Source organism: Paenibacillus sp. FSL H8-0079, from assembly GCF_037991315.1.
Lineage (GTDB): Bacteria > Bacillota > Bacilli > Paenibacillales > Paenibacillaceae > Paenibacillus.
In genome coordinates, this window is sequence record NZ_CP150300.1 from 2388395 (window position 1) to 2414357 (window position 25963).

Annotated in this window: 18 protein-coding genes; 12 read left to right on the forward strand and 6 right to left on the reverse strand. The window is 47.6% G+C overall.

Translation table 11 applies throughout. The annotated features are described in order from the left end of the window. The first annotated feature begins 86 nt into the window (after nucleotides 1-86). Both MHI06_RS10815 and MHI06_RS10820 read left to right on the forward strand, forming a co-directional pair. A protein-coding gene (locus tag MHI06_RS10815; protein ID WP_340401462.1) for an IS630 family transposase occupies nucleotides 87-1126 on the forward strand; the annotation gives its coding sequence in 2 pieces (ribosomal slippage) (nucleotides 87-590 and nucleotides 593-1126; 1038 coding nt in all). 103 nt (nucleotides 1127-1229) lie between these two features. Continuing rightward, the gene (locus tag MHI06_RS10820) at nucleotides 1230-2288 is read left to right on the forward strand and encodes a phosphotransferase (protein WP_340401463.1); all 1059 of its coding nucleotides are present in this window, start codon (nucleotides 1230-1232) and stop codon (nucleotides 2286-2288) included. Between the two features lie 121 nt (nucleotides 2289-2409). Here MHI06_RS10820 and MHI06_RS10825 read toward each other — a convergent pair whose 3' ends face one another. The 3 genes from MHI06_RS10825 to MHI06_RS10835 form a co-directional block, all read right to left on the reverse strand. Continuing rightward, on the reverse strand, nucleotides 2410-3087 hold the full coding sequence (locus MHI06_RS10825) for a tetratricopeptide repeat protein (protein ID WP_340401464.1): 678 nt from the start codon (nucleotides 3085-3087) through the stop codon (nucleotides 2410-2412). A gap of 14 nt (nucleotides 3088-3101) precedes the next feature. Continuing rightward, the gene (locus tag MHI06_RS10830; protein ID WP_340401465.1) at nucleotides 3102-5090 is read right to left on the reverse strand and encodes a translation factor GTPase family protein; all 1989 of its coding nucleotides are present in this window, start codon (nucleotides 5088-5090) and stop codon (nucleotides 3102-3104) included. A gap of 185 nt (nucleotides 5091-5275) precedes the next feature. Next, the gene (locus MHI06_RS10835) at nucleotides 5276-6151 is read right to left on the reverse strand and encodes an AraC family transcriptional regulator (protein ID WP_340401466.1); all 876 of its coding nucleotides are present in this window, start codon (nucleotides 6149-6151) and stop codon (nucleotides 5276-5278) included. A 191-nt stretch (nucleotides 6152-6342) separates the two neighbouring features. Here MHI06_RS10835 and MHI06_RS10840 point away from each other — a divergent pair, with 191 nt between their 5' ends. Next, nucleotides 6343-7860, forward strand: coding sequence for a tagaturonate reductase (locus MHI06_RS10840; protein ID WP_340401467.1), 1518 nt, complete (start codon nucleotides 6343-6345; stop codon nucleotides 7858-7860). Beyond that, complete coding sequence (locus tag MHI06_RS10845) at nucleotides 7857-9371, forward strand: altronate dehydratase family protein (RefSeq protein ID WP_340401468.1); 1515 nt, start codon at nucleotides 7857-7859, stop codon at nucleotides 9369-9371. Before MHI06_RS10840 ends, MHI06_RS10845 begins: the two co-directional genes overlap by 4 nt. Nucleotides 9372-9484: 113 nt before the next feature. On the opposite strand, the gene MHI06_RS10850 is transcribed toward MHI06_RS10845, so the two are convergent. From MHI06_RS10850 to MHI06_RS10860, 3 genes are all read right to left on the reverse strand, one after another. Beyond that, nucleotides 9485-10171 carry a hypothetical protein gene (locus tag MHI06_RS10850; protein ID WP_340401469.1) on the reverse strand — a complete coding sequence of 229 codons (687 nt, stop codon included), beginning with the start codon at nucleotides 10169-10171 and terminating at the stop codon, nucleotides 9485-9487. Between the two features lie 38 nt (nucleotides 10172-10209). After that, complete coding sequence (locus MHI06_RS10855; RefSeq protein ID WP_169478531.1) at nucleotides 10210-11163, reverse strand: WYL domain-containing protein; 954 nt, start codon at nucleotides 11161-11163, stop codon at nucleotides 10210-10212. Between the two features lie 439 nt (nucleotides 11164-11602). Beyond that, complete coding sequence (locus MHI06_RS10860; RefSeq protein WP_340401470.1) at nucleotides 11603-13630, reverse strand: beta-galactosidase; 2028 nt, start codon at nucleotides 13628-13630, stop codon at nucleotides 11603-11605. A gap of 128 nt (nucleotides 13631-13758) precedes the next feature. Here MHI06_RS10860 and MHI06_RS10865 point away from each other — a divergent pair, with 128 nt between their 5' ends. The 8 genes from MHI06_RS10865 to MHI06_RS10900 all read left to right on the forward strand — a co-directional run bounded on the left by MHI06_RS10865 (nucleotide 13759) and on the right by MHI06_RS10900 (nucleotide 25834). Then, entirely contained in the window at nucleotides 13759-14592 is an 834-nt protein-coding gene (locus tag MHI06_RS10865) for an AraC family transcriptional regulator (RefSeq protein ID WP_340401471.1), read from the forward strand. A 144-nt stretch (nucleotides 14593-14736) separates the two neighbouring features. Continuing rightward, complete coding sequence (locus tag MHI06_RS10870) at nucleotides 14737-15525, forward strand: alpha/beta hydrolase (protein ID WP_340401472.1); 789 nt, start codon at nucleotides 14737-14739, stop codon at nucleotides 15523-15525. A gap of 36 nt (nucleotides 15526-15561) precedes the next feature. Continuing rightward, complete coding sequence (locus MHI06_RS10875; RefSeq protein ID WP_169478527.1) at nucleotides 15562-16224, forward strand: SGNH/GDSL hydrolase family protein; 663 nt, start codon at nucleotides 15562-15564, stop codon at nucleotides 16222-16224. 15 nt (nucleotides 16225-16239) lie between these two features. Beyond that, entirely contained in the window at nucleotides 16240-17121 is an 882-nt protein-coding gene (locus MHI06_RS10880; protein WP_340401473.1) for an SMP-30/gluconolactonase/LRE family protein, read from the forward strand. Nucleotides 17122-17541: 420 nt separating this feature from the next. Next, on the forward strand, nucleotides 17542-20592 hold the full coding sequence (locus tag MHI06_RS10885; protein WP_340402091.1) for a X2-like carbohydrate binding domain-containing protein: 3051 nt from the start codon (nucleotides 17542-17544) through the stop codon (nucleotides 20590-20592). Between the two features lie 272 nt (nucleotides 20593-20864). Further along, the gene (locus MHI06_RS10890; protein ID WP_169478525.1) at nucleotides 20865-22412 is read left to right on the forward strand and encodes a response regulator transcription factor; all 1548 of its coding nucleotides are present in this window, start codon (nucleotides 20865-20867) and stop codon (nucleotides 22410-22412) included. An 18-nt stretch (nucleotides 22413-22430) separates the two neighbouring features. Further along, the gene (locus MHI06_RS10895) at nucleotides 22431-24200 is read left to right on the forward strand and encodes a sensor histidine kinase (protein ID WP_340401474.1); all 1770 of its coding nucleotides are present in this window, start codon (nucleotides 22431-22433) and stop codon (nucleotides 24198-24200) included. A gap of 350 nt (nucleotides 24201-24550) precedes the next feature. After that, nucleotides 24551-25834 carry an extracellular solute-binding protein gene (locus tag MHI06_RS10900; protein ID WP_340402092.1) on the forward strand — a complete coding sequence of 428 codons (1284 nt, stop codon included), beginning with the start codon at nucleotides 24551-24553 and terminating at the stop codon, nucleotides 25832-25834. The last annotated feature ends 129 nt before the right edge of the window (nucleotides 25835-25963 follow it).

Consider the following 25963-nt stretch of genomic DNA (forward strand, 5'->3'; position numbering starts at 1 on the left):
CTAAAGATTAGAAATCTATGGTAAAGATTTCGTGGCTAAATGTCGAAGTAATATAGATAATGACTTCAGACAGGCAGGGGAATCTAATGGACCATAGCGCATCTTTTCAAGAGATTGAAACCGCGATGAAGCAAGCGAAAAAACGGCGGATGTACGAACGATATCAAACCCTATATTTGTATCTACAAGGAACAGAAATCGAACAAATTGCCCAGACTATCAATCGAGCTACGAAAACCGTAAAAGGTTACATTGAGACGTATCAAACCGGAGGGCTTTCCGGTCTCCAAATGAATCACTCACCAGGTGCGCCTGTTCGATTAACTTCAGAACAACAAGAACAGTTGAAACAAATGATCGTGAGCTCCGTTCCACATGATGTAGGCTTTACGGCACGGCACAATTGGACACTGGAGATCATTGCTGCCCTGATTGAGCGGGAATTTGGCGTAACGTATTCGCTTCGTGGTATCTCCAAAATGATGCATCGCCAGGGACTAAGTTACACCAAACCAACGTATACCTTGGCAGCGGCGAACGAAGAAAAACAACGAGTATTTACAGAAATCACGTTTCCCGACTTAAAAAAAGAGTGATGAAGGATGAAATTCAGCACGTCCTTTTTGAAGACGAATCCATGATTCGCGACTACCAAGCGATTCAGAAAACGTGGTTTCTCCGCGGCAAGCAACGGATTATTCCAACCACAGGTAAGCATCGTGGAGTCAAACTGCTCGCAACCGTGGACTACGAAACAGGCAAGATTGTGTGGCAGGAAGATGAGCAGTATACAGCAGAAACATTTCTACGTTTCTTGAAAAAAGTTGTAGATGAATACCCCACAGGCACAATTGTGATGATATTGGACAATGCCCGAATCCACCATGCCAAGCTGCTAATCCCGTTTCTCTCGGAGATGGAAGACCGACTTGAGCTCGTTTTCTTGCCTCCTTACAGCCCTCAACTGAATGCAGTCGAGGGGTTATGGAAATGGCTTAAATCCGTTGTAATTAACAACGTCTTCTACCACACGGTCACTGAAATTCGCATCAACGTGCAGCAATTCATGGACGAGATTATGAAAGTGCCTTTGACGATCATTGACCGGCTCTGTGTCAGGTTCTAAACCATCGTTTCTTTAGTTCAATTTATTATAGACCGAGCGATGGACTTCCTTTAAGATAAATAGAAGACAGTTCCATTTTGTGAGATAAAGGGGTTAATATTTGGTGCAAAACATCGATTCCGGTTCCCTCCATCATTCAGAGCAGCAGCGTATATCCGAAGTGTTGGCCTTATATGGTTTCACATCGGACTGGAAAGGTGAGCGTGGAAAGGGTGGAATGAATAATTCTACCTATATGCTCGATGTAGACGGGGCAAGTTACGTACTGAGACAATATGAAACACATAATGATCCGATGAAAATCGCCTTTGAACACGAGGTGCTGGAAGCCCTCCAACGTTCGGATTTTAAGCTTGATACACCTTCACCTGTAAGACGGTTATCTGGTGAGGGAGGTACATTTCTTGCTGTAAAAGATAACCTCACAGGTCACACCAAAATCGCGACTCTGTTTCATTATAGGGAAGGTGTCAATCCCATCTGGCATACACCAGATCAATTGCTAGGGCTCGGTAAAGCGGCGGGGGCGCTGTCTTCTGTTATGGCTACGCTGGATATAGCACTTGAACCTGTATATCCACCATATTATCGAATTCAGGATGCGTATCCGCTCTGTTCACCAGAACGATTATTACAGTTATGTACATCGCCGCCGGAGCAATTGGTCGCATGTGCGAATGAACTGAAGCAGTTGAGGCATGTGCTGCCAGAACTGTTTGAAGCCTTGCGGGGTATGGAACAGTTGCCGCATCAATTGGTTCATGGGGATGTGAATGCCTCGAATGTGTTGGCAGATCAGCAGGGTGAAATCTGTGTCATTTTGGATTTTGAATTTGCCACATGGGATTTGCGGGTAATGGAACTGGCTGTTCCGATGTCTGACCTACTTACCATGGACAAGAGTGAAGATTGGATGTGGCAGGCACAAGAGGGACTGATCAGGGGATTTCGGGAACGGGTCCATTTGGAACCGGAAGAGTTGGTAGCCATACCGCGTTTGATTCTGCTACGCAGTCTGGATGTGGTCATGCATTTCATCAGTCGTATGTTCGAAGGTACAGATGAGCCGGAAGTGGCTGTGGATCAGATTGTGAAGCTCAAACACCGGATCGACTGGATGCGTCTTCATGAAGACCGACTGCGTGAGATATTGGTGTATTAAAATCATGTCTATAAATAAAGTGCACAGTTTCTGCTTCTCAAACGAGGGCAGAGATCAGTGCACTTTATTTATTGGTTAGAAGAGTTATATATTTGCGTGTTATAGCGTAAATCGAACGATTCTACAATCCACGCTTGCGGAACCAACTGCGGACAGCCCAGCGGCGCTCCTGACGTTTCTTGTATTTGGGCAATGAACGATACACGTTCAAGGATTGCTCGTATGCCTGCTTCGCATCTGTATTGCGTCCGAGAGAACGATGAACCGAGCCGAGCAGATAATAAGCTTCACTGGAAGAGGAATGAATCTCCTGAAACTGATGCACATAATCCAGCGCTTTGTCCTCATGCGTATCTTTGAAAGCTCCAGCAAGAGTGAGATACGGACGACCGTACTTGACTCTGGGGTTGATCTCGAGGGCTTGTAAAATGTGACGTTCGCCTTTTTCGATGTTTCCCAAATGAAGCTCAGTTGTCCCTAATGCCTCCCAGTACTCAGCTGATTGCTCGTATGGGCGTTCCAGTTCAAGCAATAACGCATGTGCCTCACTGTAACGTTTGCGTTCAATCAGCAGGCGAGCCAGCTCCAACTTGGAAGAAACTTCATTGGGACTCATCGCAAGCTGTTGCCGAAGCCGGGAGATGTTACGCATACGTTTGAGCGGTTTCGTGAAGCTTGGGAATACGCCAACATAGCGACGATCCAGAAAGTACAGTATAACGAGTAAAATCAGAATGGCAATGAACGGATTACCTATAATCCGCCACAGAAGGCCAAAGATAAGAAATTTAATAAGCACAAGGTCAACTCCATTTATGATGTAATCGCGTTTCGTACACTTAAAATATACTTCGATTGATCCAGCGGGTTAATCCCTCTCCGTTTGCGAGCATGAGTCACATCCGCAGGACAATCCTGATATCCGGCAAACGAAGTCGTAAACACCCCGCGACCGCTTGTCTCGGAACGCAGCTTCACTGGATAATCCATTGAGGTGGCAAGAGGCATGAGCCCTTCAATAATACAACGCCCGTTACCGATGGCGGGGGCTTCGAAGGTTGCCCGCATATGGACCAGATCGCTGAGGGCTTTTCCGCCATATTCCTCCGGGACCGTAAGTCTGAACTGAAGGAGGGGTTCCAACAACGTAGTACCTGTTCTAGCCAATCCATCCATGATTCCCATAGGCGTGGCTACGACAAAATCCAGCGGATGGGTATGCCAGACATGATGTTCCCCTTCCACCAGCGTGATTCGTAGATCGGTTACTTCCCAACCGAGCATACCTTGAGACAAGGCTTCCGGAATCCGCCGTTCGACTTCATTCTGATAACGTAGCAGCAGATCATCTGTCCTTACGGTTGAGGCATAGATCAGACCGCTTCCGCGAGGCAAAGGTTCAATCTTGAAGCGGAGGATGGCCCAGCAGGGCTTAGGCATCGTATAGGCGATGTAACCTTCTCCAGCTGCACGAGGCGTTTCCTTATAGATAACGGATGGCGGATCAAACACGACATCTAATCCGAAACGACTCAGCAACAGGCTGGATAAAATCTCAAGCTGAATGGTCCCCATGACCTTGAGATGCAGTTCTCGTTCCTCCGGCAACCATTGCAGGTCGAGTAAGGGGTCTTCATCCGTCAACTCTTGCAATGCTGCGACAAGATCGGGGTAACGTGCCGGGTCCTTGCCATGTACTTGTACGGTCAGCAAAGGTACAGCCATCTGTGGCAGAGGAGGTACACCCTCAGGATTGCCGATAATGTCACCCACATGGGTGTCACTCAGTCCGTACAGCGTAGCGATCTGCCCCGCGTGAACGGCACCGGTATCCGCCCATTTTCGTCCATCCATGCGGCGAATCTGCGTTATTTTCTCTTCAAGCTCCCGCGTCGAATTTTGGATGGTATCCCGGTTGTGGAGACTACCACCATACATGCGGACGTAGGCCGTGCGTCCCATCGTGCGGTCACGTTCAATCTTGAAGACAACACCCGATACGGGAGAATCCACTGGCTGTGCAGGTGGGGGCAGGAATGCAAGGACTGCGTCCAGCAATGCCGTGACGCCAATTCCTTTGCCGGAAGCACCATAACACACAGGGAACATCTCACCCTGATGCACATACCGCAGGAATGCCTCATTCAGATCCCTTTGCGATAACGGAGTCTCCTGGATGTAGGCTTCCATGACTTCTTCGTCCAACTCGGCAAGCATCTCGAACAGACCTGGAATGGAAGGTATGCCACCGGACAGCGTATCTTGATTCTCATTCCATAGGGAGTCGATGCCATGAAATGACTCTTCGTGGCGTTGATACGTTTGGATTTCGCATGCGAAGGGGGACAGGGTGGAACGGATCTGCTCCATTACCGCTGGGGCAGACGCGCCAATCCGATCCATTTTATTAATATAGATGATGGTAGGGATGCGAAGTGAACGAAGGGCATGCCAGATGGCTTCACTCTGGGACTGAATCCCCTCCACTGCGGATAGAATCAGAATAGCGCCATCCATTACGCGCAGTGCTCGCTCTACTTCGGAGCTGAAATCAATATGCCCAGGCGTATCAATGAGGTCAATGATGGTGTTCTTCCAGATCAGGGAGGTCATAGCTGCTTGGACGGATATGCCACGTTCTTTCTCAATGTCCAGCGAGTCTGTGGCTGTTGTTCCGTCATCCACACGTCCCGGACTGCGGACAACACCACTCTCATATAACATATGCTCGGTGGTGGTTGTTTTCCCCGCATCCACATGGGCGAAGATGCCGATATTCCTGCGATTTAATTCGTTTAACATGGAATGTTAAGCTCCTCTGACAACGGAATGCAATGTTTCCGACAAGTAATAATCCAGATTATCATACCACATCTTCCATATGGAAGAATATGTGGATATATATGATTAGGGTGTGTCTCCAAACTCGTGGAGTTTTCAGATACACGCCCTAGAGCCCGGGACCTATGCTACGGGCTGTTTCTATTTTAACGTGAACTGTTCATGGTTCTGCGGTAAGCTGCGGGTGTTGTGCCGGTTAATTTTTTGAATTGACGGTAAAAGTGGGGCAGGCTGTCAAACCCGCAAGCATCAGCAACGGCTGCCATCGTCTCATCGCCTTGCACCAGGTGCTCTTTCGCCATAATAACCCTTCGCGCTAATGCGTAATCCGTTAGAGTCATACCCGTGTATCGTTTGAAGGCACGACTGAAATGGGCAGGGGATACCGCGGCATACTGAGCCAGTTCATGCAGGGAAAGGCCATTTCGAAGGTTGTCATCAATATGAGAGATCGTAGAAGAGAGCCACGAGGGACCTGGAGTGGATTTACTCGGATTCGCAGGCCCCGAGGCTTCCAGACGTTCCAGAAAAATAAGCAATAGTTGCAGCCTTAACAGGGCCGCATGTGCACTCAGATGATGTCCGAGCTGAAATTCGGTCTGAATATCATCAATAAGGGCGGCGACCTGTGATCGCTCCTTCGTGTCCAGATGTCTCTTATACACCCGTTGTCTGCGGCAACGTTCAAACAGACTTAGCAAGGAAGAAGTAGCTCCCCCAGCCGTCGATGCTAGCATTCCCGGGCTGAAGAACAATGCGGAAGATGTGACAGGATTGCCTGCATCCGGCAAGGCGCGGTGAACCGTGCTACCCGGAATAATGAACAGATCTCCTTCCTGCATATCCTCAAGTCCTGTATCAATAAAGATGCTGCCCTGACCACGATATACATAGATGATCTCATGCCAATCGTGAAGGTGATCCGGCAATTCGTTCTGAGGGGATTTTGTGTCGCTGTACACCAGGCGGAACGGAATACCGGATTCTGCCTGAATAGTCGTACGAACAGGTGAACGCTCCATAGAGACTCCTTTCCAAACCAGCGTCTTCAACAAGATGTCATAGCTAGTCATGAGAGAGTATATTTACCGCAATATAAGCAATTTAATTTCCTTTTATTGATGATACAATGAATTTAAAGCGTTTACAATAAAAGGGTGCTAAGCCTTGAGCTGCATTCCGATAGTACAAATAATCGATGAGGTGAGTGTCCATGTCGGCAAGCACGAAACGACCAAGGTTGAAGCTGAATTTGCTTGGGAGCGATGGTCAGCGCAAGTGCAAGGAGATTATGGAGCGTCCCGTGAAGGTTTTGCAGATTGGAGAAGGTAATTTCTTGCGGGGATTTGCAGACTGGATGCTTTATGAGAGTGCCAGACAAGGCAAATTTCATGGAAGTGTAGCTGTTACCCAGCCACGACCGGGAGGCAAGGCCAAACTGGAGCAGATTCGCGATCAGGATGGGTTATATACCATGATCACGCGTGGGCTGTCTCAAGGGAAGCCGGTTGAGCGGACAGAGTTGATCTCCATTTTCTCACAGTGTATCAATCCGTATGAGGAATGGGATGCCTTTCTGAACTTGGCGGAGCTGCCTTCACTTGAGTTCGTTATTTCCAATACAACTGAATCAGGATTGAAATATATGCAGGCAGACTATATCGAGGGTGAACCCGTTCAATCATTTCCGGGGAAATTAACGGTTTTCCTGCATCAGCGATATTTGAAATTTGATGGGGATCCATCCAGAGGTTTGATTCATCTGCCATGCGAGCTGCTCGAAGGCAATGGTGATGTGTTGCGCAGTTGTGTCCTTCGTCACAGCGAAGATTATGGGTATTCGGATGGCTTCCGCTCATGGATCGAGAACCATAATCACTTCCTGAACAATCTGGTAGATCGAATCGTCACAGGTGCACCGACCCAGGAGGAAGCCGATTCCCTGACGAATCGCTGGGGTTATGAGGACCAGTTGATTAATACGGCAGAGCCATATCATTTCTGGGCCATTCAGGGTGATGAATCATTGGACAAAAAGCTACCCCTCAAGCAAGCGGGCCTCAATGTACATTGGGTGAAGGATCTGAAGCCGTTTCAGATACGCAAGGTTCGGATTTTGAATGGAGCACATACCCTAATGTCATCACTCGGAATTCTGCAAGGCAAGCAACATGTGAGAGAGACGATGGAAGATTCACATTTTGGCCCATGGATCCGGGAAGCTGTACATCAGGAGATCGTACCTGCTCTGAATATGCCAGATCATCAGCTGGATCAGTACGCGGAAGAAGTATTCGAACGTTTCCTTAACCCGTATATTGATCACAAATTGCAAGATATTGCATTAAATATGATCGGAAAATTCAAGGTTCGTGTGCTGCCTACATTGCTATCCTATAAAGAAAATCAGGGCAGCTGGCCAGAACGTTTAATTCAGGGGTTTGCTGGATTACTGTGTCTCTATCGTCCTGTAAATACGCCGGAAGGTTACAAGGCACAACGACTGAATGGGGAGCACATTCTGCTGCGGGATGACCCGGATGTCCTGGCTGCTTTGGCTGCACACTGGGAAGGTTATGACACGCTTAACAGGGATCAGAACCAACTGGGTGACCGGGTAGCGGCTGTGTTGTCGGATACCCTGATCTGGGGCGAGAATCTAGATGCAAGAGAGGGGCTGCGTGCAGCACTTGTTCATGAAATCGGTTTGTTGGAAGGTGAAGGGAAATGAACACCACAAGTATAGTAAATGATTGGATTGCCATTCAACCACAGGATGATGTCATTATAGCGCTTCGGGATTATGCCAAAGGAGAACGCATTACCCTGCCAGACGGAGTTTCTTTTACCTTGCTAGATGACGTGCCCAAAGGGCATAAGATTGCTGTGCATACCCTGGCACCGGGTGATGATGTGATGAAGTATGGTTTCTCCATCGGCATTGCTAAAGAGCAGATTGAGCAGGGAAGCTGGATTCATAGTCACAACTTGAAGACGGGTCTGCACGGATTGCTTGAATATGAATACCAACCGGGGGCCCAGGTTCAGACGGACATGCCTCCGGAACATCTACTCTCATTCGATGGATATTTGCGTCCCAATGGTGAAGCGGGTATCCGTAATGAAATCTGGATTGTGAATACGGTCGGGTGTATCAATAAAGTGTGTGAAGCATTGGCGCGTATGGGTCATTCTCAATTTGGAAGCCGGGTAGATGGGGTATATCACTTTCCACATCCATTCGGGTGTTCACAGCTTGGCGATGATCTGAAGTATACACAACAGTTGCTGGCCTCCTTGGTGGAGCATCCGAATGCAGGGGGCGTGCTCGTTATCGGTCTGGGCTGTGAGAACAACCAAGTAGACGAGTTCCGTGAATGTATTGCTCCGGAATACCGAGGCAAAGTACGGTTTCTCAAAGCGCAGGAAGCGGATGACGAGCTTGAGGAAGGGCTTCGAATGATGGAAGAACTTGTGGAGATCGTCGAACATGAACAACGGCAGCCGCTTCCGCTCAGTAAACTCAAAATTGGTTTGAAGTGTGGCGGTTCCGATGGTTTATCTGGCATTACAGCCAATCCGCTGGTCGGTGCAGTTGCGGATATGCTGGTTGCTGCCGGGGGTACGGCTATTCTGACGGAAGTTCCGGAGATGTTTGGTGCGGAGACGATCTTAATGAACCGGGCTGCCAATGAGCAGGTGTTTCACGATTTGGTGGACCTCGTGAACGGCTTCAAGCAATATTTTGTGAACCATGGCCAGAACATCTATGAGAATCCTTCACCTGGGAATAAGGCTGGTGGCATCACAACGCTAGAGGAAAAGTCACTTGGATGTACGCAAAAGGGAGGACGTTCTTCCGTAGTCGACGTTCTACGTTATGGCAAACGTGTATCTCAAACCGGTCTGAACATTGTAGAAGCACCGGGTAATGACCTGGTGTCTGTAACGGCGCTGTCTGCGGCCGGTGCACATATTGTGCTCTTCACAACAGGGCGGGGGACTCCCTTCGGAGGTCCGGTACCTACCGTCAAGATTGCGACCCAATCCGATCTGGCGAATCGCAAAAAACACTGGATTGACTTCAACGCGGGCCAGCTGTTGGAAGGGCGCACGATGGATGAGGTCAAAGTACAGCTGTTCAGTCAACTGATTGACATTGCTTCAGGACGGTCACACACACTCAGTGAGCAGCATGGATTCCGAGAGATTGCCATATTCAAGGATGGCGTAATTCTCTGAACCCATTCTGGCTGGATGTTGTTTATCGTCTGCAATATCATCTGCGATATATTATATGATGAACTGCAGCCAATTCCGGTTGAAATGTGCACTACAACCGGGATTGGCTTTATTTAGATTCCATGGATGCCAAGGGCTTTGGCGATGCTTGATAATGCGGCTGGTGAAGCATGTTGTTGCAGTTGAGCAACCAGCAGTTCACGCGCCTCTGCAACGCTACCTTCAAACGGCTTAATACCGTGACGTTCCATCCAGTGACCAGCAGTCTCGTATGCGGAGCTGTTCCAGGCAACTTTGCCTTCCGAGAGCCCTTCTTTTTCTTTGGTGCCACTGATCACAATGGCTGCACAGCCCTGAAGGTCCAGAAGTCCGCGGTCAAATGCTTTTTTGTCTTCTTTTGCTCCGAATCCTGCCTGAGAACGAAGGGCACGTCCATCGATACCTTCCTGTTCTGCAACTAACGCATGGAGTTTGAATGCTTCACGGGACAATAGACCTGCTTCATACTGTTCCTCGATGCTTCTAGAGTCGGCAAGCAGTCGGTGTATCCAAGGGAAGTATTCATTCGAGATAAGAAGCGCTTTCTTTTTGACGAACTTTCCATATGCAGCAACGCCCTCTTCAGCCAGGCGTGAACGCCATAACCAGGGATCCAATTCATCATCCTTGTGCCAATGTTCTTTGGGGGTTAGCGATGACAGTGAAGGGTATTCGGTAAATAGGGGAGCAAGAGGCAGCAGTCCTATAGACTGGATACGCTGTACTGCTTCTTCGTACGTTACAACGGGTTCATATGTCATGATATCAGCAGGCTCCTTTAGGCAGTATGGTGAAGCAATTACTTGGTTGAAGCAAGGTATATCCGGCTTACTTCCTCGGCATGCTGACGAATCTCGCTGCGAAGTTGGAGAGGTTCGATCACTTCGGCTTCACGTCCCAATCGGTAAAAGAATCGTACGGCCCAGTCCCACTCTCCTGGTGGACAAAGGAATGACAATTCCCAGAGATCCGGGGCAATTTCAATCATCTTTTCGCCGATATGCTCGTCCTGTTCAGCTTCAATCATTCCCCGATAACTTAGTCGCACTGTAACCCGGGTTAGCGGCTGCTCTGGAGGGAGCGGCCTGCTCTGCTGTTGCTGCGCGTGTTCGTTCAGCACCTGTGCATCCTGTGATTCGATCGCCTTGACATCGATAATTCGGTCGATACGGAACAGACGCTGTTCACCATGTTCGATGGAATATGCTTCACAGTACCAGAAGCCGGAGGAAGCATATACTCGTGTGGGACAGACACGCAACCATCGCTGACGTGATACGGAGCGATACAGCACATTCAGCCACCCATGTTCGGGTATGCATGCCAGGAGTGCATCCAGATGAGGAAGGATGTAATTGCGGTCCGGAATATGATGATGCAGCTGTTGGAGCATGGGATCTATTCGCGACATGATATCATCCGGAATGATGGCCTTAACTTTGTTCATCAGGGTCCAGCGTTTCTCATGAAAGGGTGTGTCGGCGTAGCGACTTAGACCTTCAAGAGCGAATATGAGCGTCGCTGCTTCAACCGGGTCCAGCTGTAATGGGGGCAATACGTAACCCTCCATAAGTCTGAAACCGCCTCCCGGACCGGAAATGGCAATAATGGGCACATTCATCTCGGAGAGGGACTGAATATCCCGTAGAATGGTGCGACGGGAAACTTCAAATTTCTCGCCCAATGAGTGTGCCGTTTCGTGACCATGCTGTAATGCCATAACGATGGCAGCAAGCCGATTTGTTCTGTTCATGTCAGCCACTCCGTTTCGATCTTTGCGCCGCCGGAAAGTGATGTCGTAGTTATAATTCTATTGTAACAGCTTATAAGTGACATCATGAGTGTCACCAATATTTCAACTGTTCATTAATTTATAATGGATCAGCATCAGGATTCACAAGCATGTTCCGGCAGGCGTTGTTAAAATGTGTTTCTCGTCCAATTCGCTTTGCATACTGATATTTCCTTCTATCAAAAAGACCAAAGATCATGCCAAAAACCCGCATCCGGTGTAGACGGATACGGGAAGTAGCAGCTTTTGGCTTACAGAAGATGATAAAGGTCTGGAATCTATACCAATATGCTCATTGAAGACAAAAATAAGCTTAAAAGGGATGAACATGTGACACTTTGTATCACGTGTTTTTCCTTTGTATATATAATTCTATATATTACCAATGTAGCGAAATACCTTATTTCATTTCAAGCAATTGTACCCCACGGGCTTCAATCTCAACGCTACCCGAAATTTCGCGATCGGTGAGCAGATCATGTGCCTTGGCTGTGCCCAGATCATAGGATTGTGTGGAAGCGTTATGGTTCATGACGAACAGGTAGGGTTTGCCGTCTTTGGTACGTGCGCTTACTTCAACACCTTCCGGTGTCTCAAGCAAGGACTCTACGCTCTTGGCTGTTGCAAGCTGTCCCAGCAAACCATCGAGGAAACGTTCATCCGGGTCGGATGCAACGTACCAGGCTTCACCTTCACCATAGGTGTTACGTGTTACAACAGGCATGCCTTTATAAAAATCGTCTCCATACTCCGCGATGACTTCAGCTCCTTCACTGTGCAGCAGGTCACACAGTATGCCGCAGCCATACTCTCCTTGAAGATCGCCGTAGGCTTCTTTGAGGACTATGCTGTTCTTTTGTTCAGGCAGCAGGGCATCAATCTCTTCCACCCAGATTCCGAGCAGCTTACGTAACTCTCCCGGATACCCACCTGTGGTCACGAGGTCGTTCTCATTGACAATGCCGCTGAAGAAGGTCGTCAGGAATGTTCCACCTGCTTCAACATACTTCTCCAGTTTGGCGGCAAAACCTGGTTTAACCATGTAAAGGACAGGCGCGAGAACGATGTCGTATTTGCTAATATCCGTATCCACACTGACGATATCTACCTGTATGTTGCGGCGGAAGAAAGCGGCGTAATATTTATGAATCTGATCTACATAATTCAGGGCAACCGTAGGTCCACTTGATTTTTCAATGGCCCACCAGTTATCCCAGTCGAACACAATGGCTACTTTGGATTCAACAGATGCATCCAGCGTGGTGTCACCAAGGATCTGCAATTCCTTGCCCAGCTCAGCGACTTCGCGGAATACACGTGTGTTCTCGTGACCAGCATGTTCAATAACTGCACCATGATACTTCTCACAGGCACCGATGGAGCGGCGAAGCTGGAAGAACATAATGGTATCGGCCCCATGCGCAACAGACTGGTAACTCCATAGACGCATGACGCCAGGGCGTTTCAGTGAGTTATATGGCTGCCAGTTCTGCTGACTTGGTGTTTGCTCCATCAGCATGAAAGGTTGACCATCTTTCAGTCCGCGCATAAGGTCATGGGCCATTGCCGTGAAGCTGACGGGTGTTGCGAGACCAGGATAACTGTCCCAGGAGACGATATCCATATATTTTGCCCATTTGAAATAGTCCAACTGCTTGAAGAATCCCATCAGATTGGTAGTCACGACAGAGTCGGGAATGTGTTTCTTGATTGCATCGTACTCCAACCGATAACAGTCTAGCATGCTGTCGGAGTTGAATCGGGAGTAGTCCAGAGAGATTCCCTGGAACGTGGAGTTATTGTTACCCCAGTGTTCGCTCAGGTTGCTCGGTAGAACAATCTCGTCCCAATCGTAGAAGGTATGCCCCCAGAAATTCGTGTTCCATGCTTTGTTGACCTGTTCCAGGGTCTGATAGCGTTCTTTCAGATACACCCTGAATGCTTTCTCACAGTTGTCACAGTAACAGTCACCGCCATATTCATTGGAGATGTGCCATACGAGAACTGCGGGGTGATCCTTGTATCGTTCAGCCAGTTTATCTGCAATCTTCTCGGAATATTTGCGATAGGTCGGGCTGTTGGGACAGGAATTATGGCGCCCACCGAATTTGCGTTTGCGTCCATCGGCATCTACACGAAGTACGTCTGGATATTTCTTCGCCATCCAAGCCGGATGGGCAGCAGTGCTCGTCGCCAGGCATATATAGACACCATTTTCATATAGACGGTTAATTAGTTGGTCCAGTTCTTCAAAATGATAAGTAACTTCATCAGGCTGAATCAGTGCCCATGAAAATACGTTGATTGTGGCAATATCAATGCCTGCCAATTGGAACATGCGCAGGTCTTCAAGGTGGGTTTCGTGATCCCACTGTTCCGGGTTATAATCGCCCCCGTAGAACATTTTGGGCAGTTTGCTGCTAATCAATGTGTTCACCTCTTGTATAAGAATAATCCTATACTATATGATACATATGACTTTTAAAATATAATAAAAGTAATGAACTATATAAGAATACGGAAGTATATTTCGGCTTATATCCAAGGAGGCATCGCATGTTTATCTCACCCCGACATCAACGATATTTCATGACATCACGTGATCAGCCGCTACCCCTTTATATTGAGAGCCTTGGCTATAATGGCAATCAAGAGAAGGTGTCCAGACCTGTGGGGTATCCATGTTACCACTGGCTTCAGACCGTGAAGGGAGCGGGGGAATTCAGATTTGCCGGGTCCACGGTCATACTGGGGGAAACATCGGGTATTTTGTTGCCGCCGAATGAGCCACATGAATATGTGCGCGCTCAGGGAGAGTGGGAGACACTTTACATTACATTTGGCGGTTCGCAGTGTCCGGGAATTATGGAGTCGCTGGGTCTGGGTGAAGCGGCGTTCCATCAGTGGGAGCAGTGCAGCCCGTTCAACGATTATGGCCAGGAAGTGCTGGATTCGATCAGCAGTGATCAGGATTTGTCAGGACTCGAAGCGTCAGCGGATATATACCGATTTCTGATTTTGCTCAAAAAACATGGCATGACAGGCAATCGGTCTTCGATCTCACATGCCGTGGAGAGACTCGCTCCGCTCATTGCATTCATGGAACAGCACTATGCGAATCCCGAAATTGGTCTCGAACATATGGCTACTGTGACGGGGATCTCATCCAGACATCTGAACACTTTGTTCAAACAATCTTTTGGCATGACCGCTTATAGTTATTTCATTTTGCTTCGTATTCGCAAATCTAAGGAGATCATGACCGGCGATACTGCCCTGACAATCCGGGAAACCGCAGTTCGGGTCGGCTTTCGGGATTCAAGCCATTTTGTTGCTACCTTTCGCAGGATTGAGGGGGTGACCCCCGAACAGTTCCGTAATTTGTACTAACTTGTACTCAAATGATTAAAAAGTGATGCCAGGAAGGTATTGATGCATGGGGGTCATTGCCGTTATGATGGTATCGATTCCTGAGATTCGAAAACGTTTAAACGGACACCTTGTATCCGTTCTACCTAGAGAGGATGATTGAAGATGACAACAACGATACCCTTATGGGACCATGCTGCACCGTATGCAGCCCAAGGCCATGAAGACGAAATGCCACATTTGATTCCATTTATTCAGCCCGGTTCCGAGAGCGCTGTCATTGTGTGTCCTGGTGGCGGCTATGGATTTTTGGCGGATCACGAAGGTGCTCCAATAGCCGAGCTGTTGAACCGTGCGGGCATCAGCGCATTTGTCCTGAAATATCGCGTAGCGCCTCACCAGCATCCTGCACCGATAACAGATGGTCAGCGTGCCATACGTTATGTTCGTGCGCATGCCGAGCAGTATGGCATCAATCCTGCCAAGATTGCCGTACTTGGTTTCTCCGCAGGCGGGCATCTTACAGCAACACTAGGAACGTTGTATGACGAGGGGCAACCGGATCATGAGGACCTCATTGAACGCCAAAGTTCACGCCCGGATCGGGTTATCCTCTGTTATCCGGTCATTACGATGGAGTCTTATGGACATGCTGGTTCCCGTGAAAATTTGCTTGGGCCGAATGCGTCTGCTGAGCAGATCAAGGCATTCAGTGCGGAACAACAGGTGAGAGCGGATGCTCCAGAAGCGTTCATCTGGCATACTAGCGATGACCAGGCAGTACCTGTGGAGAATAGCTTGCGTTACGCACTTGCACTAGGTGCGCATGGCATTCCCTATGACTTGCACGTTTTTGAGAAAGGTTCACATGGTCTCGGATTGGCCGAAGACAACCATGCGGTTCGGGCATGGTCTGATCTATGCTTGACGTGGCTTAAAAATCAAGGCTGGTAATCATATTAGCGCTCTTGAGCGAAGGAGAAAATGACGATGAAATTGCAGAAAAATGACAAGCTTCTGTTTATCGGAGATTCGATTACGGATTGTGGTCGGGAACATCCTGTAGGCGAGGGCAGTTCAGGTCTGGGCCATGGTTATGTTGCGCAAGTCCATGCACTGTTGCGGTCCATCTATCCGGAATTGATGTTGCGTATCCAGAATGTGGGTAATGGTGGAAATACGATCCGTGATCTGAAACAGCGCTGGGATCGTGATGTGCTGGACCTAAAACCGGATTGGTTGACGATCATGATCGGCATTAACGATGTATGGCGTCAGTTCGACAACCCATTGTCAACAGACTCCCATGTATTTCTGGAAGAATACGAATCCACATTGCGTGAACTGGTGGCTTCGGTTCGTCCCAATCTGAAGGGTCTGGTACTGATGTCTCCTTACTATCTTGAGGCCAATCCGGAAGACCCGATGCGGGCAACGATGGATATTTACGGAGAAGCGGTACGCAGGGTAGCCAGCGAGTATGATGCGGTGTATGTGGATACACAGGCTGCATTTGCTCCATTTTGGGATCATTTCTATACGGCTGTGCTGACTTATGACCGGGTACATCCGGATGCAACAGGCCATATGGTACTGTCCAAAGCATTCTTGGATGCTATCGGATTTGAATGGTCAGGCGGCGTCAAATCTTAAAAAGGACGTGATGGCATGAGCGACGTAACTGTAGCAGTACAAACTCCGGCATTGCTGGGTGAAGGCCCAAGCTGGGATGCGGAGAACAATCGATTACTGTGGGTAGATATTGAAAGCTTCAAGTTGCATGTGTATGATCCGGTTACAGGGCAGGATCAGGCTTATGATGTCGGTGAACATGTCGGCGCGGTTGTTCCGTATCGTGGTGACGAGGTTGTGGTTGCTTTACGTAGTGGATTCCACACGTATAATCTGCTTACGGGTGAGCTGCATGCCATTGAGGACCCTGAACAAGATAAGGGTACCAATCGTTTTAATGATGGCAAATGTGATGCACAGGGGCGCTTCTGGGCAGGCACGATGAGCTTGAATAATGAGAGTGAAGCCGGATCACTGTATTGTTTGGAACAAGGACAACCTGTGCGCACGATGGTACAAGGCGTGTCTACATCCAACGGCCTGGGCTGGAGTCCGGATCGACAGACCATGTATTATATTGATACCCCGACACGTGCTATTGACCGGTTTGATTTTGATCTGGCAGCCGGTACGATACAGAATAGGACAAGCGTCATTCACATACCCGAAGAATTCGGTTTTCCGGATGGCATGACGGTCGATGGTGAAGGAATGTTGTGGGTTGCGCACTGGGGTGGAGGAAGAGTCACACGCTGGAACCCGGATACATCAGAACTGTTACAGCAGATCGAAATACCCGCAGATCAAGTAACATCCTGCTGTTTTGGTGGACCGGAGCTTGAAGATTTGTACATTACAACAGCACGTACCGGGATTAAGGAAGAACGTCTGAATGAGACACCGGATGCTGGCTCACTTTTTGTCATCAGACCAGGGGTTAAAGGCCAGGAGACTCACGCGTATGGTAGCCAGAAATAAACGGTTGCAAGTCATGCAGTGAACTTCTGACTAGTTTTCCGGAAGAAACGATTCTACTTTTTGAGCTTTCATATGAAATGTCGAAAGATGCTGCTAAAACAGCATCTTTTTTGTTGTATAAACAAGATAAAACACTGAAAATATTTTACATAAATAGGAATTTAGACGAAGGGGTTTGGCATTTGCCATCGAATGTTATTTATTGAGAGTATTATCCATATAACGACGAAATAAGAGTTGTTTTGTAAGCGCTTAACAAAAGGGCTGAAAGGGGGTGAGATTTCTTGTAATCATGCATGCATGAATTCGTCTGACACGCCATCATCAGCACGATGAGACAGCGGGAAGACCGGAATACATTTACCAAGTTGAAGAGGAGGCTGTGTAAAAATGAGAACGTTTATGGGGAAATTACGGATCATGAGTCTGACGGTTGCCGTGGTAACGGCTTCGCTAGGAGGACTCGCTGGAACCACAGCAGCGGCACCGAGTGAGGCTTATGAGTGGAAAAATGTAGTGACTGGCGCAGGAGGCGGATTTGTACCGGGTATCATTTTCAACGAGTCGGAAAAGGATCTGATCTATGCCCGTACCGATATTGGGGGAGCTTATCGCTGGAATGCGGCTAACGAGAGCTGGATCCCGTTAACGGATTTTGTTGGCTGGGATGATTGGAACAAAAACGGTGTAGACGCGCTGGCTACGGACCCGGTTGATCCCGATCGGGTGTACATGGCAGTTGGGACGTATACGAATTCATGGGACAAAAATAATGGCTCTATCTTGCGCTCTACAGACCGTGGAGATACATGGCAGACCACAACACTTCCGTTCAAAGTTGGCGGCAACATGCCGGGACGTTCGATGGGAGAACGTCTGACCGTGGACCCGAATGATAACAGTATCCTGTATTTCGGTGCACGAAGTGGTCATGGACTTTGGAAAAGTACCGATTACGGTGTGACCTGGAACGAAATCACAAGCTTCCCGAATCCGGGAAATTATGTGCAAGATCCTTCGAATGAATATACCAGTGACATTGTAGGTCTGGCATGGGTTACGTTAGACAAAACAACAGGTTCGGCAGGGCAGGCAACTCAGACAATCTATGTGGGTGTTGCTGATAAAGATCAAAGCGTATATCGCAGCACGAATGGTGGTCTGACTTGGTCAGCTGTTGCTGGTCAACCTACAGGTTATATTCCGCATCATGGTGTGCTTGATTCCGATGGAAGCCTTTATATCACGTATAGCGATGGTGTGGGACCCTATGATGGGGAGGAAGGTGACGTATGGAAACTGAACACATCGACAGGTGTCTGGACCAACATCAGCCCTGTGCCAAGCAGCAGCACGGATAATTATTTTGGATATGGCGGGTTGGCTGTCGATGCACAGAATCCCGGTACATTGATGGTTGCGACATTGAATTCATGGTGGCCGGATGCCACCTTGTTCCGCAGTACAGATAGTGGAGCGACGTGGACGCGCATATGGGAATTCGACGGATATCCGAACCGGAAACTACGGTATACACAGGATATTTCGGCAGCGCCATGGCTCACATTTGGGATCACGCCTGCCCCGCCCGAACCATCTCCAAAACTGGGCTGGATGATCGGTGATCTGGAGATTGATCCATTTGATTCGGATCGCATGATGTATGGAACAGGTGCTACGATCTATGGAACGAAGAACCTGACGGACTGGGATGATGATAAAAAAATCAATATTTCAGTGATGGCGAAGGGTGTCGAGGAGATTGCCGTACTGGATCTAATCAGCCCGCCAAGTGGTGCGCATTTGTTAAGTGGAGTGGGGGATGTTTCAGGATTCCGTCATAACAATCTAGATCAGGCTCCAGCTACCATATTTACGAGTCCGAACTATTCTTCCACAGAAAGTCTGGATTTTGCAGAGTTAAGTCCGAATACGATGGTTCGCGTAGGTAAAGCAGATTATGCTGCTGATCCAAATGCAAAATCCATTGGTTTATCCAGTGATGGAGGTACAACGTGGTATAAAGCCAATGCAGAACCTGCTGGCACAACTGGAGGGGGAACTGTAGCCATCTCTGCGAATGGTAACCGACTGGTATGGAGCACGTCAGACAAAGGCGTACATTATTCGACTGGCGGTAATTCCTGGACGGCAAGTACGGGCATACCTGCACAGGCGAAAGTGATTTCGGATCGTGTAAACCCTAACAAATTCTATGGATTTGCAGCGGGTAAAATCTATGTGAGTGTGAATGGTGGTGCTTCCTTCACGGCATCGCTTGCGACTGGACTTCCGATCGAAGGAAATGCAGATCTGGATGCCGTTCCGGGTGTGGAAGGCGAACTGTGGTTTGCTGGCGGTAGTGAGGAAGAAGGTCCTTACGGATTGTGGCATTCCACGGATTCAGGAGCGACATTCACGAAGCTTGCCAATGTAGAGGAAGCAGATAGTATCGGTTTTGGTAAAGCTGCCCCTGGTCAGAGCGTTGTCGCGTTATACACGGTTGCACAGATCGATGGAACACGTGGATTCTTCCGCTCCGATGACGGTGGGGCCAATTGGGTTCGGATCAACGATGACCAGCATCAGTATGCTCGTGTAACCACGATTACGGGTGATCCGCGTCTGTATGGAAGAGTATATCTCGGAACGAATGGCCGCGGAATTTTGTATGCTGACCGTGTTGGAGGTAACAATGGCGGAGGAGACGGCGGGGGTACACCAGTGACCAACTCTGTGATTACACCGGTCACTGCCGAATTTGATCGCAAAGCAGACAGTCAGGTTAACATTCCAGTCACGTTAACGCTGAACGGTAATACACTTGTATCCATTCGTAATGGGAATGCAACGCTGGTTTCAGGTACAGATTACACGTTAACAGGCAATGAGGTCATATTGAGTAAAAACTATCTGGCTTCACTGCCAAATGGCGCAGCGGCACTAACCTTTCAATTCAGCGCAGGCACTCAGGCGACCTTGAATCTGCTCATCAAAGATACGACAGCTGCATCAGCTGGAACCATACGCATTGAGATGTTTAATAGCAACATTTCGGCGACGGGCAGCTCCATCAGTCCCAAATTCAAACTGACGAATACGGGCACTACAGCATTGAATCTGTCCGATGTGAAAATCAGATACTACTACACGATTAACGGTGATCAGCCTCAGAACTTCTTCGCTGACTGGGCGACAGCTGGCAGTGCGAATGTAACAGGCACGTTCAGTGCACTCAACCCAGTACGGACAGGTGCTGACCACGTACTTGAGATCGGCTTTACGGCTTCGGCCGGAACACTGAATGCGGGACAAAGCACGGAAATCCACACTCGCATCTCCAAGAGCAATTGGACCAACTATACACAAACCGATGATTACTCCTTTGCAGCTAGTCAGACTTCCTATACGGACTGGACCAAAGTTACCGGTCATATAGCGGGAAGTCTTCAGTGGGGAATCGAACCTTAAGTGTGCGATGTAACGAAATAAAGGGTTGAAAATAGGAGTCCTGATTCGCCAAATGATCGAAAGGCGATTCAGGGCTTCTTATTTTGTCGAAATATAGTGTAAACTATAGAGAGTTACCATTGCTTAAACAATCGTTTTAGGATATAAAAAGATGTACAATTAATTTAAAATTAATGTAACCGCTAACACTGGAAAGTGTTTATAACCGATATATAATAGATGGTATAGCCTGTACAGATATAGAGAAAAGATTAGACAAGGGGGTCGCGATCATGAACCGGTTATGCAAGGTGCTGATTGTTGACGATGAGTTTCTGGTAAGACAGGGCATAAAGCACCATATGAACTGGGAAGCCGAAGGATTTATCATTGTGGGTGAAGCTTCCAACGGTGAAGAAGGATTACAGCAGGTGAGTCTGTTAAAACCGGATATTGTGATTACCGACATTGTCATGCCTGTCATGGATGGCGAGACTTTTGTCCGTACACTAAAAGCCAGTAATCCGCAGATTGAAGTGATTGTACTTAGCAGCTTCAGTGAATTCGAATATGTACGTTCAACGCTTCAGCACGGGGCAGCAGATTATATTTTGAAACCGAAGCTGGATACGAATGAATTATTACAGGTCCTTCAACGCACAGCAGGTAAAATTCCGGAGCTACAGTTTGAGCCGTCGCATGATGGCTGGAGACTCGGTCAACTGATGGAGAAGATGCTGTCCGGATTTACACTGGACGAAGACAGCGAGATGCCGATGCTTCGAGACACCTTTCCGCACGAATCTTTTCGCTTGTTAGTGTATAGACCGATGGACGCTGACGGGAATCCACTGAAGCTGGATCAGGAACAGATCGAATCCAGGCTCCGCAGTGATCTGCCTGAAGTGGAATGTGCAATGGTTCCGGCAGAGGGCACACTGCCCGTCATGCTTCTCAATGTCGATCCTGCGCGAGATGAATGGATGGTTGAACGGATCAGACAGCTAGCTAGTGAAAATGCAGCGGGACAAGGTAATCCTGGATGGGTGCTGAGTGACAGCTTTACTTCATTTGAACAGATGGGTATCGTATACCGTGAACGCCTGATCAAGCTAATGGAGTATCGCTTCTATTATAAGGATCGACCAATCTTGGTGTATGGTGAACTTCCGCCGATGCATCCGGCAGGTTATCAGTTCAATGTGAATATGTTTTTGCAGCATGTGAAGCGTAACCGGGTTGAAGCGGCAAGAGAGTACTTGCAGGATCACGCGACAACCCTTGGACGGGATTATATTGCGGATGTGTTTGAGATCAAGTCCTTCCTCGGTAACCTGATCTTCAACGTAACGATTACCCTCGCGGATATGGATGTTCAGTCTGCAGGCCTTGAAGAGAGCAAATATACGTATTTTAAAAATGTGGATGGGGCTTCAAGTCTGTCTGAAGTCATGACCGTGCTTGATCAATTCATGATGGAAGTTCAGGAGTGTGCTGTCGGTACAGGTGGAAAACGAAGTGATCCGAATATGAAGATGCTGCTGGATTACATGCATGAGCATTTTGATCAGCCGCTTGGGCTAACTGAAGTAGCCAAGCACTTTCATTTTAATCCATCGTACTTATCCAGCTATTTCTCATCTCACAAAAAAGAAGGATTCAATGAATATTTGAATAAAATTCGGATTGAAAAAGCCGAGGAACTGCTCCGATCCGATGATGTAACGATCTCGGAGATTAGCAGCATGGTAGGGTATTCCGATCATAGTTACTTTTGCAAAGTGTTCAAAAAATTCACCGGACTATCACCAAGCCGATACCGGCGCAAATTCTGGGCATAAAGTCAGAAGGATAAGATCATGAAGAAATGGATGAACCAATTATCTCGTCTCGGATTATTTCCCAAGTTGTTTCTGGTTATGGTCGTCAGTATCGTTCTCGTCTCTGTACTCATCTTATGGACGACCATTCACATGTCCACCAATCTGTTTACCGAGACGTTTAGTATCACGAACTCTAAGGTGCTTAACCAGATCAAGACGAATTTTGAATCATTTAATGAAGCTATTGCTGCCGTATCCAACAATGTGACGCAGAGTGGAGCGATTCGAGGATTCCTGTCCGAAGGGGATGCCGACTCCCTCACCATGGCGAAATCCTTCTATAATATGAGGGAAACGATGGACCGGATTCAATCCATAACAGAATCCTACGAAGTAGGGATAACGATTATCGGGATTAATGGACGCAGCTACTCCACCAATCGTGCCCACCTTCAGATGTCAGTGGATGAATTGAAACAGGAGCCGATCACGATGGAAGCCGCTGAGACGCCAAGTCGTCTTATCTTTGATGATTACCAAAACGATGAAACTGTCGGAAGTCAGCAGATGGTTTCTGCCACGAAGGCGTTGACAGATCGAACTCGCAGCCGAATATATGGTACGCTCTATGTCACTATGAGGGAGGATGCATTCCGGCAGTTCTATGCCAGCTTTACAAGTCGAGGCAATGACGTAGTCATTATGAACGAAAAAGGTGAGATTGTATCTTCGAATCGTGAAGACTGGATCGGGACAACCCAGCTGGATTTGTTATCGTATGCCCGAGAAATGAACAAAAACTCTCCGAGAAGTATCAATGCCCGTGTGATGGATCAGGATAGCGTTGTTCTATCCGAGTATTTACCGTTCTATCGGTTTTACATTGTCAATGTAGTGGATAAGGATCTGGCGATGGGTCAACTCATCGACATGAAGACGGTTGCCCTGATCTGTGCAGCTATTGTCGTGGGAGCACTCATCCTCGTGTTTCTCATCACCAGCCAGATTACCAAGTCACTGCGCAGGCTTGTGAAGCAGATGTCCAACATTACGAAAAGTGACCTGGACAACTATATTCCGGTCAGCGGAAGTTACGAGAGCAGGCAGCTGGGCCATGCTTACAATTACATGCTTGATGAACTGCATGATTATGTGGATCAGCTAGTACAGACCCAACGTGAACAACGTAACGCAGAACTTGCGGCATTACAGAGTCAGATTAATCCTCACTTCTTGTACAATACCCTTGCCTCTGTCAAAGTTCTGGTACAACAAGGTAACAAGGACAGGGCAGCAGAGACGATTAACGCATTAATTGGATTGCTGCAAAATACGATCAGTGATGTGAGTCAGACTGTTACAGTGGAACAAGAAGTCGAGAATTTGAAAAATTATGTCTTCATTAATCACGTCAGATATGGTGGTCGGATTAAAGCAGCCTTCTACGTCGCTCCGGATTGTACTCACTACCATGTACCGAAGCTGGTGATTCAGCCGTTTATCGAGAATGCTTTTTTCCATGGATTTATCAAAAAAGAAACGGGTACGATTCATGTCATGGTTTCCAGAGCGGGAGAATCCCTCATCTGTGAGATTATGGACAATGGTGATGGAATTGAAGGGCTTGTGATGGGAGAAACGTTGCCCAATCCAAAGAACAATCGACAACTGTTCAGCGGTATCGGCATTCGTAATGTGCATGATCGCATTGAGCTATTATATGGTTCACCTTACGGTGTCACCATTATGAGCAATGTCGGTGAAGGAACGAGAGTGACCGTTACACTGCCTTTAATCACGAGTTGAGTTGAAATCTAATCCAACTAAATACACCCGAAAATGCGATCCCTCGCTTCTGTATTTATACAGAGGCGGGGGATTTTCACGTGTCAGAGGTAAAGCGAAATACATATTTGTACTATTTCAAGATCAAGAAATTACAAAATCAAAAGAAATTACAAAAAACCAAATTTAATGCAAACGGTTTCTGTAAAGGTTTTCATTGTGGCAATAAGATGACAAATCCGTACAAAATTATTACTAACGAATGGAGATATGGGAATGATAAGATGAATACATCGAAAGCAACCGCTTTCAGAAAACGCAAACAAATTACACACAAAGAGGTTGAAGGGGAGTTGAATGTTTTGAAAAAAATGTGGGTATTGATGCTCGTTACAGTATTGCTGTTGTCTGCATGTTCATCCGGTGGTGGAGGTAATTCCGCTAGTGGTGGTGACGAAAAAACAAATGAAATTACGGTCTGGGCTTGGGACAAAGCTTTTAACGTTGCTGCAATGGAAACAGCAAAAGAAGCATACCAAAAAGCAAATCCTGATGTAAAAATTAACATCATTGAATACGCTCAAGCTGATATCATTCAGAAACTGAACACAGGTCTTAACTCCGGAACTGCCAGCGGTCTTCCAAACGTAGTTCTGATTGAAGACTATCGCTCACAAAGCTTCCTGAATGCATATCCTGATGCGTTCAAAGATCTGTCTTCCAGTATCACGGCTTCCGATTTTGCAGATTACAAACTCGGACCAACAGCGTTTGATGGCAAACAATACGGAGTACCATTTGACTCCGGCGTTGCTGGCTTGTACTACAGAACTGACTTGCTCGAAGAAGCAGGCTACAAAGCTGCTGACTTGCAAGACATCACTTGGGATGACTACATCCAAATTGGTAAAGACGTAAAAGCTAAAACAGGTAAAGAGCTTCTTTCTCTTGACCCGAATGACCTTGGTTTGATTCGTATGATGATCCAAACTGCAGGTAAATGGTATTCCGCAGAAGATGGTAAAACACCTGACATTGCTACTAACGCTGCACTGAAAGAAGCTTTCATCACATACAAAGCGATGATGGATGCCAACATTGTTAAATTGCACTCTGACTGGAGTCAATTCGTTGCCAACGCCAATAACGGTAGCGTAGCAACAATTCCTACAGGTAACTGGTTCTCACCATCTGTACGTCAAGAAGCTTCCCAATCCGGTAAATGGGCTGTGGCTCCAATTCCGAAAATGGCTGGTCAATCAAACTCTGTTCACGCATCCAATTTGGGTGGTAGCTCTTGGTATGTGATGAACAACGTTCCTGGTGCAGATCAAGCAGCTGATTTTGTAGCAAAAACATTTGGTTCTGACAAACAATTGTATCAAGATCTGTTGAACAACATCGGCGCAATTGGTACGTACAAACCAGCAGTTGATGGCGAAGCTTATGCGAAAGCAGACGAGTACTTCGGCGGACAAAAAATCTTCACAGACTTTGCGAATTGGACAAAAGAAATTCCAAGCGTAAACTATGGTATCAACACATATGCCATTGAAGATATTCTGGTTGTAGAAATGCAAGCATTCCTGAACGGTAAATCAATCGATGACGTTCTGGCTGATGCACAAAAACAAGCTGAAGCACAATTAAACTAAGATACCCAAGGTAACTTATAGAACCCTAGGAAACATCGGAGCCGTCTCCCATGTCCGGCGCAAGTCGAACCGGATATGGCGAGAGGCTCCGTGGGTTCTACCCATGTTCCATGGAGAGAGAGGAGCCAT

What these genes read in the sequence shown, in the direction of transcription:
- MHI06_RS10830 (WP_340401465.1), bottom strand. Translation starts at nt 5,090, where the DNA reads ATGTTAAACGAATTAAATCGCAGGAATATCGGCATCTTCGCCCATGTG.
- MHI06_RS10835 (WP_340401466.1), bottom strand. Translation starts at nt 6,151, where the DNA reads ATGGAGCGTTCACCTGTTCGTACGACTATTCAGGCAGAATCCGGTATT.
- MHI06_RS10840 (WP_340401467.1), top strand. Translation starts at nt 6,343, where the DNA reads ATGTCGGCAAGCACGAAACGACCAAGGTTGAAGCTGAATTTGCTTGGG.
- MHI06_RS10845 (WP_340401468.1), top strand. Translation starts at nt 7,857, where the DNA reads ATGAACACCACAAGTATAGTAAATGATTGGATTGCCATTCAACCACAG.
- MHI06_RS10850 (WP_340401469.1), bottom strand. Translation starts at nt 10,171, where the DNA reads ATGACATATGAACCCGTTGTAACGTACGAAGAAGCAGTACAGCGTATC.
- MHI06_RS10855 (WP_169478531.1), bottom strand. Translation starts at nt 11,163, where the DNA reads ATGAACAGAACAAATCGGCTTGCTGCCATCGTTATGGCATTACAGCAT.
- MHI06_RS10865 (WP_340401471.1), top strand. Translation starts at nt 13,759, where the DNA reads ATGTTTATCTCACCCCGACATCAACGATATTTCATGACATCACGTGAT.
- MHI06_RS10870 (WP_340401472.1), top strand. Translation starts at nt 14,737, where the DNA reads ATGACAACAACGATACCCTTATGGGACCATGCTGCACCGTATGCAGCC.
- MHI06_RS10875 (WP_169478527.1), top strand. Translation starts at nt 15,562, where the DNA reads ATGAAATTGCAGAAAAATGACAAGCTTCTGTTTATCGGAGATTCGATT.
- MHI06_RS10880 (WP_340401473.1), top strand. Translation starts at nt 16,240, where the DNA reads ATGAGCGACGTAACTGTAGCAGTACAAACTCCGGCATTGCTGGGTGAA.
- MHI06_RS10885 (WP_340402091.1), top strand. Translation starts at nt 17,542, where the DNA reads ATGAGTCTGACGGTTGCCGTGGTAACGGCTTCGCTAGGAGGACTCGCT.
- MHI06_RS10890 (WP_169478525.1), top strand. Translation starts at nt 20,865, where the DNA reads ATGAACCGGTTATGCAAGGTGCTGATTGTTGACGATGAGTTTCTGGTA.
- MHI06_RS10895 (WP_340401474.1), top strand. Translation starts at nt 22,431, where the DNA reads ATGAAGAAATGGATGAACCAATTATCTCGTCTCGGATTATTTCCCAAG.
- MHI06_RS10900 (WP_340402092.1), top strand. Translation starts at nt 24,551, where the DNA reads ATGTGGGTATTGATGCTCGTTACAGTATTGCTGTTGTCTGCATGTTCA.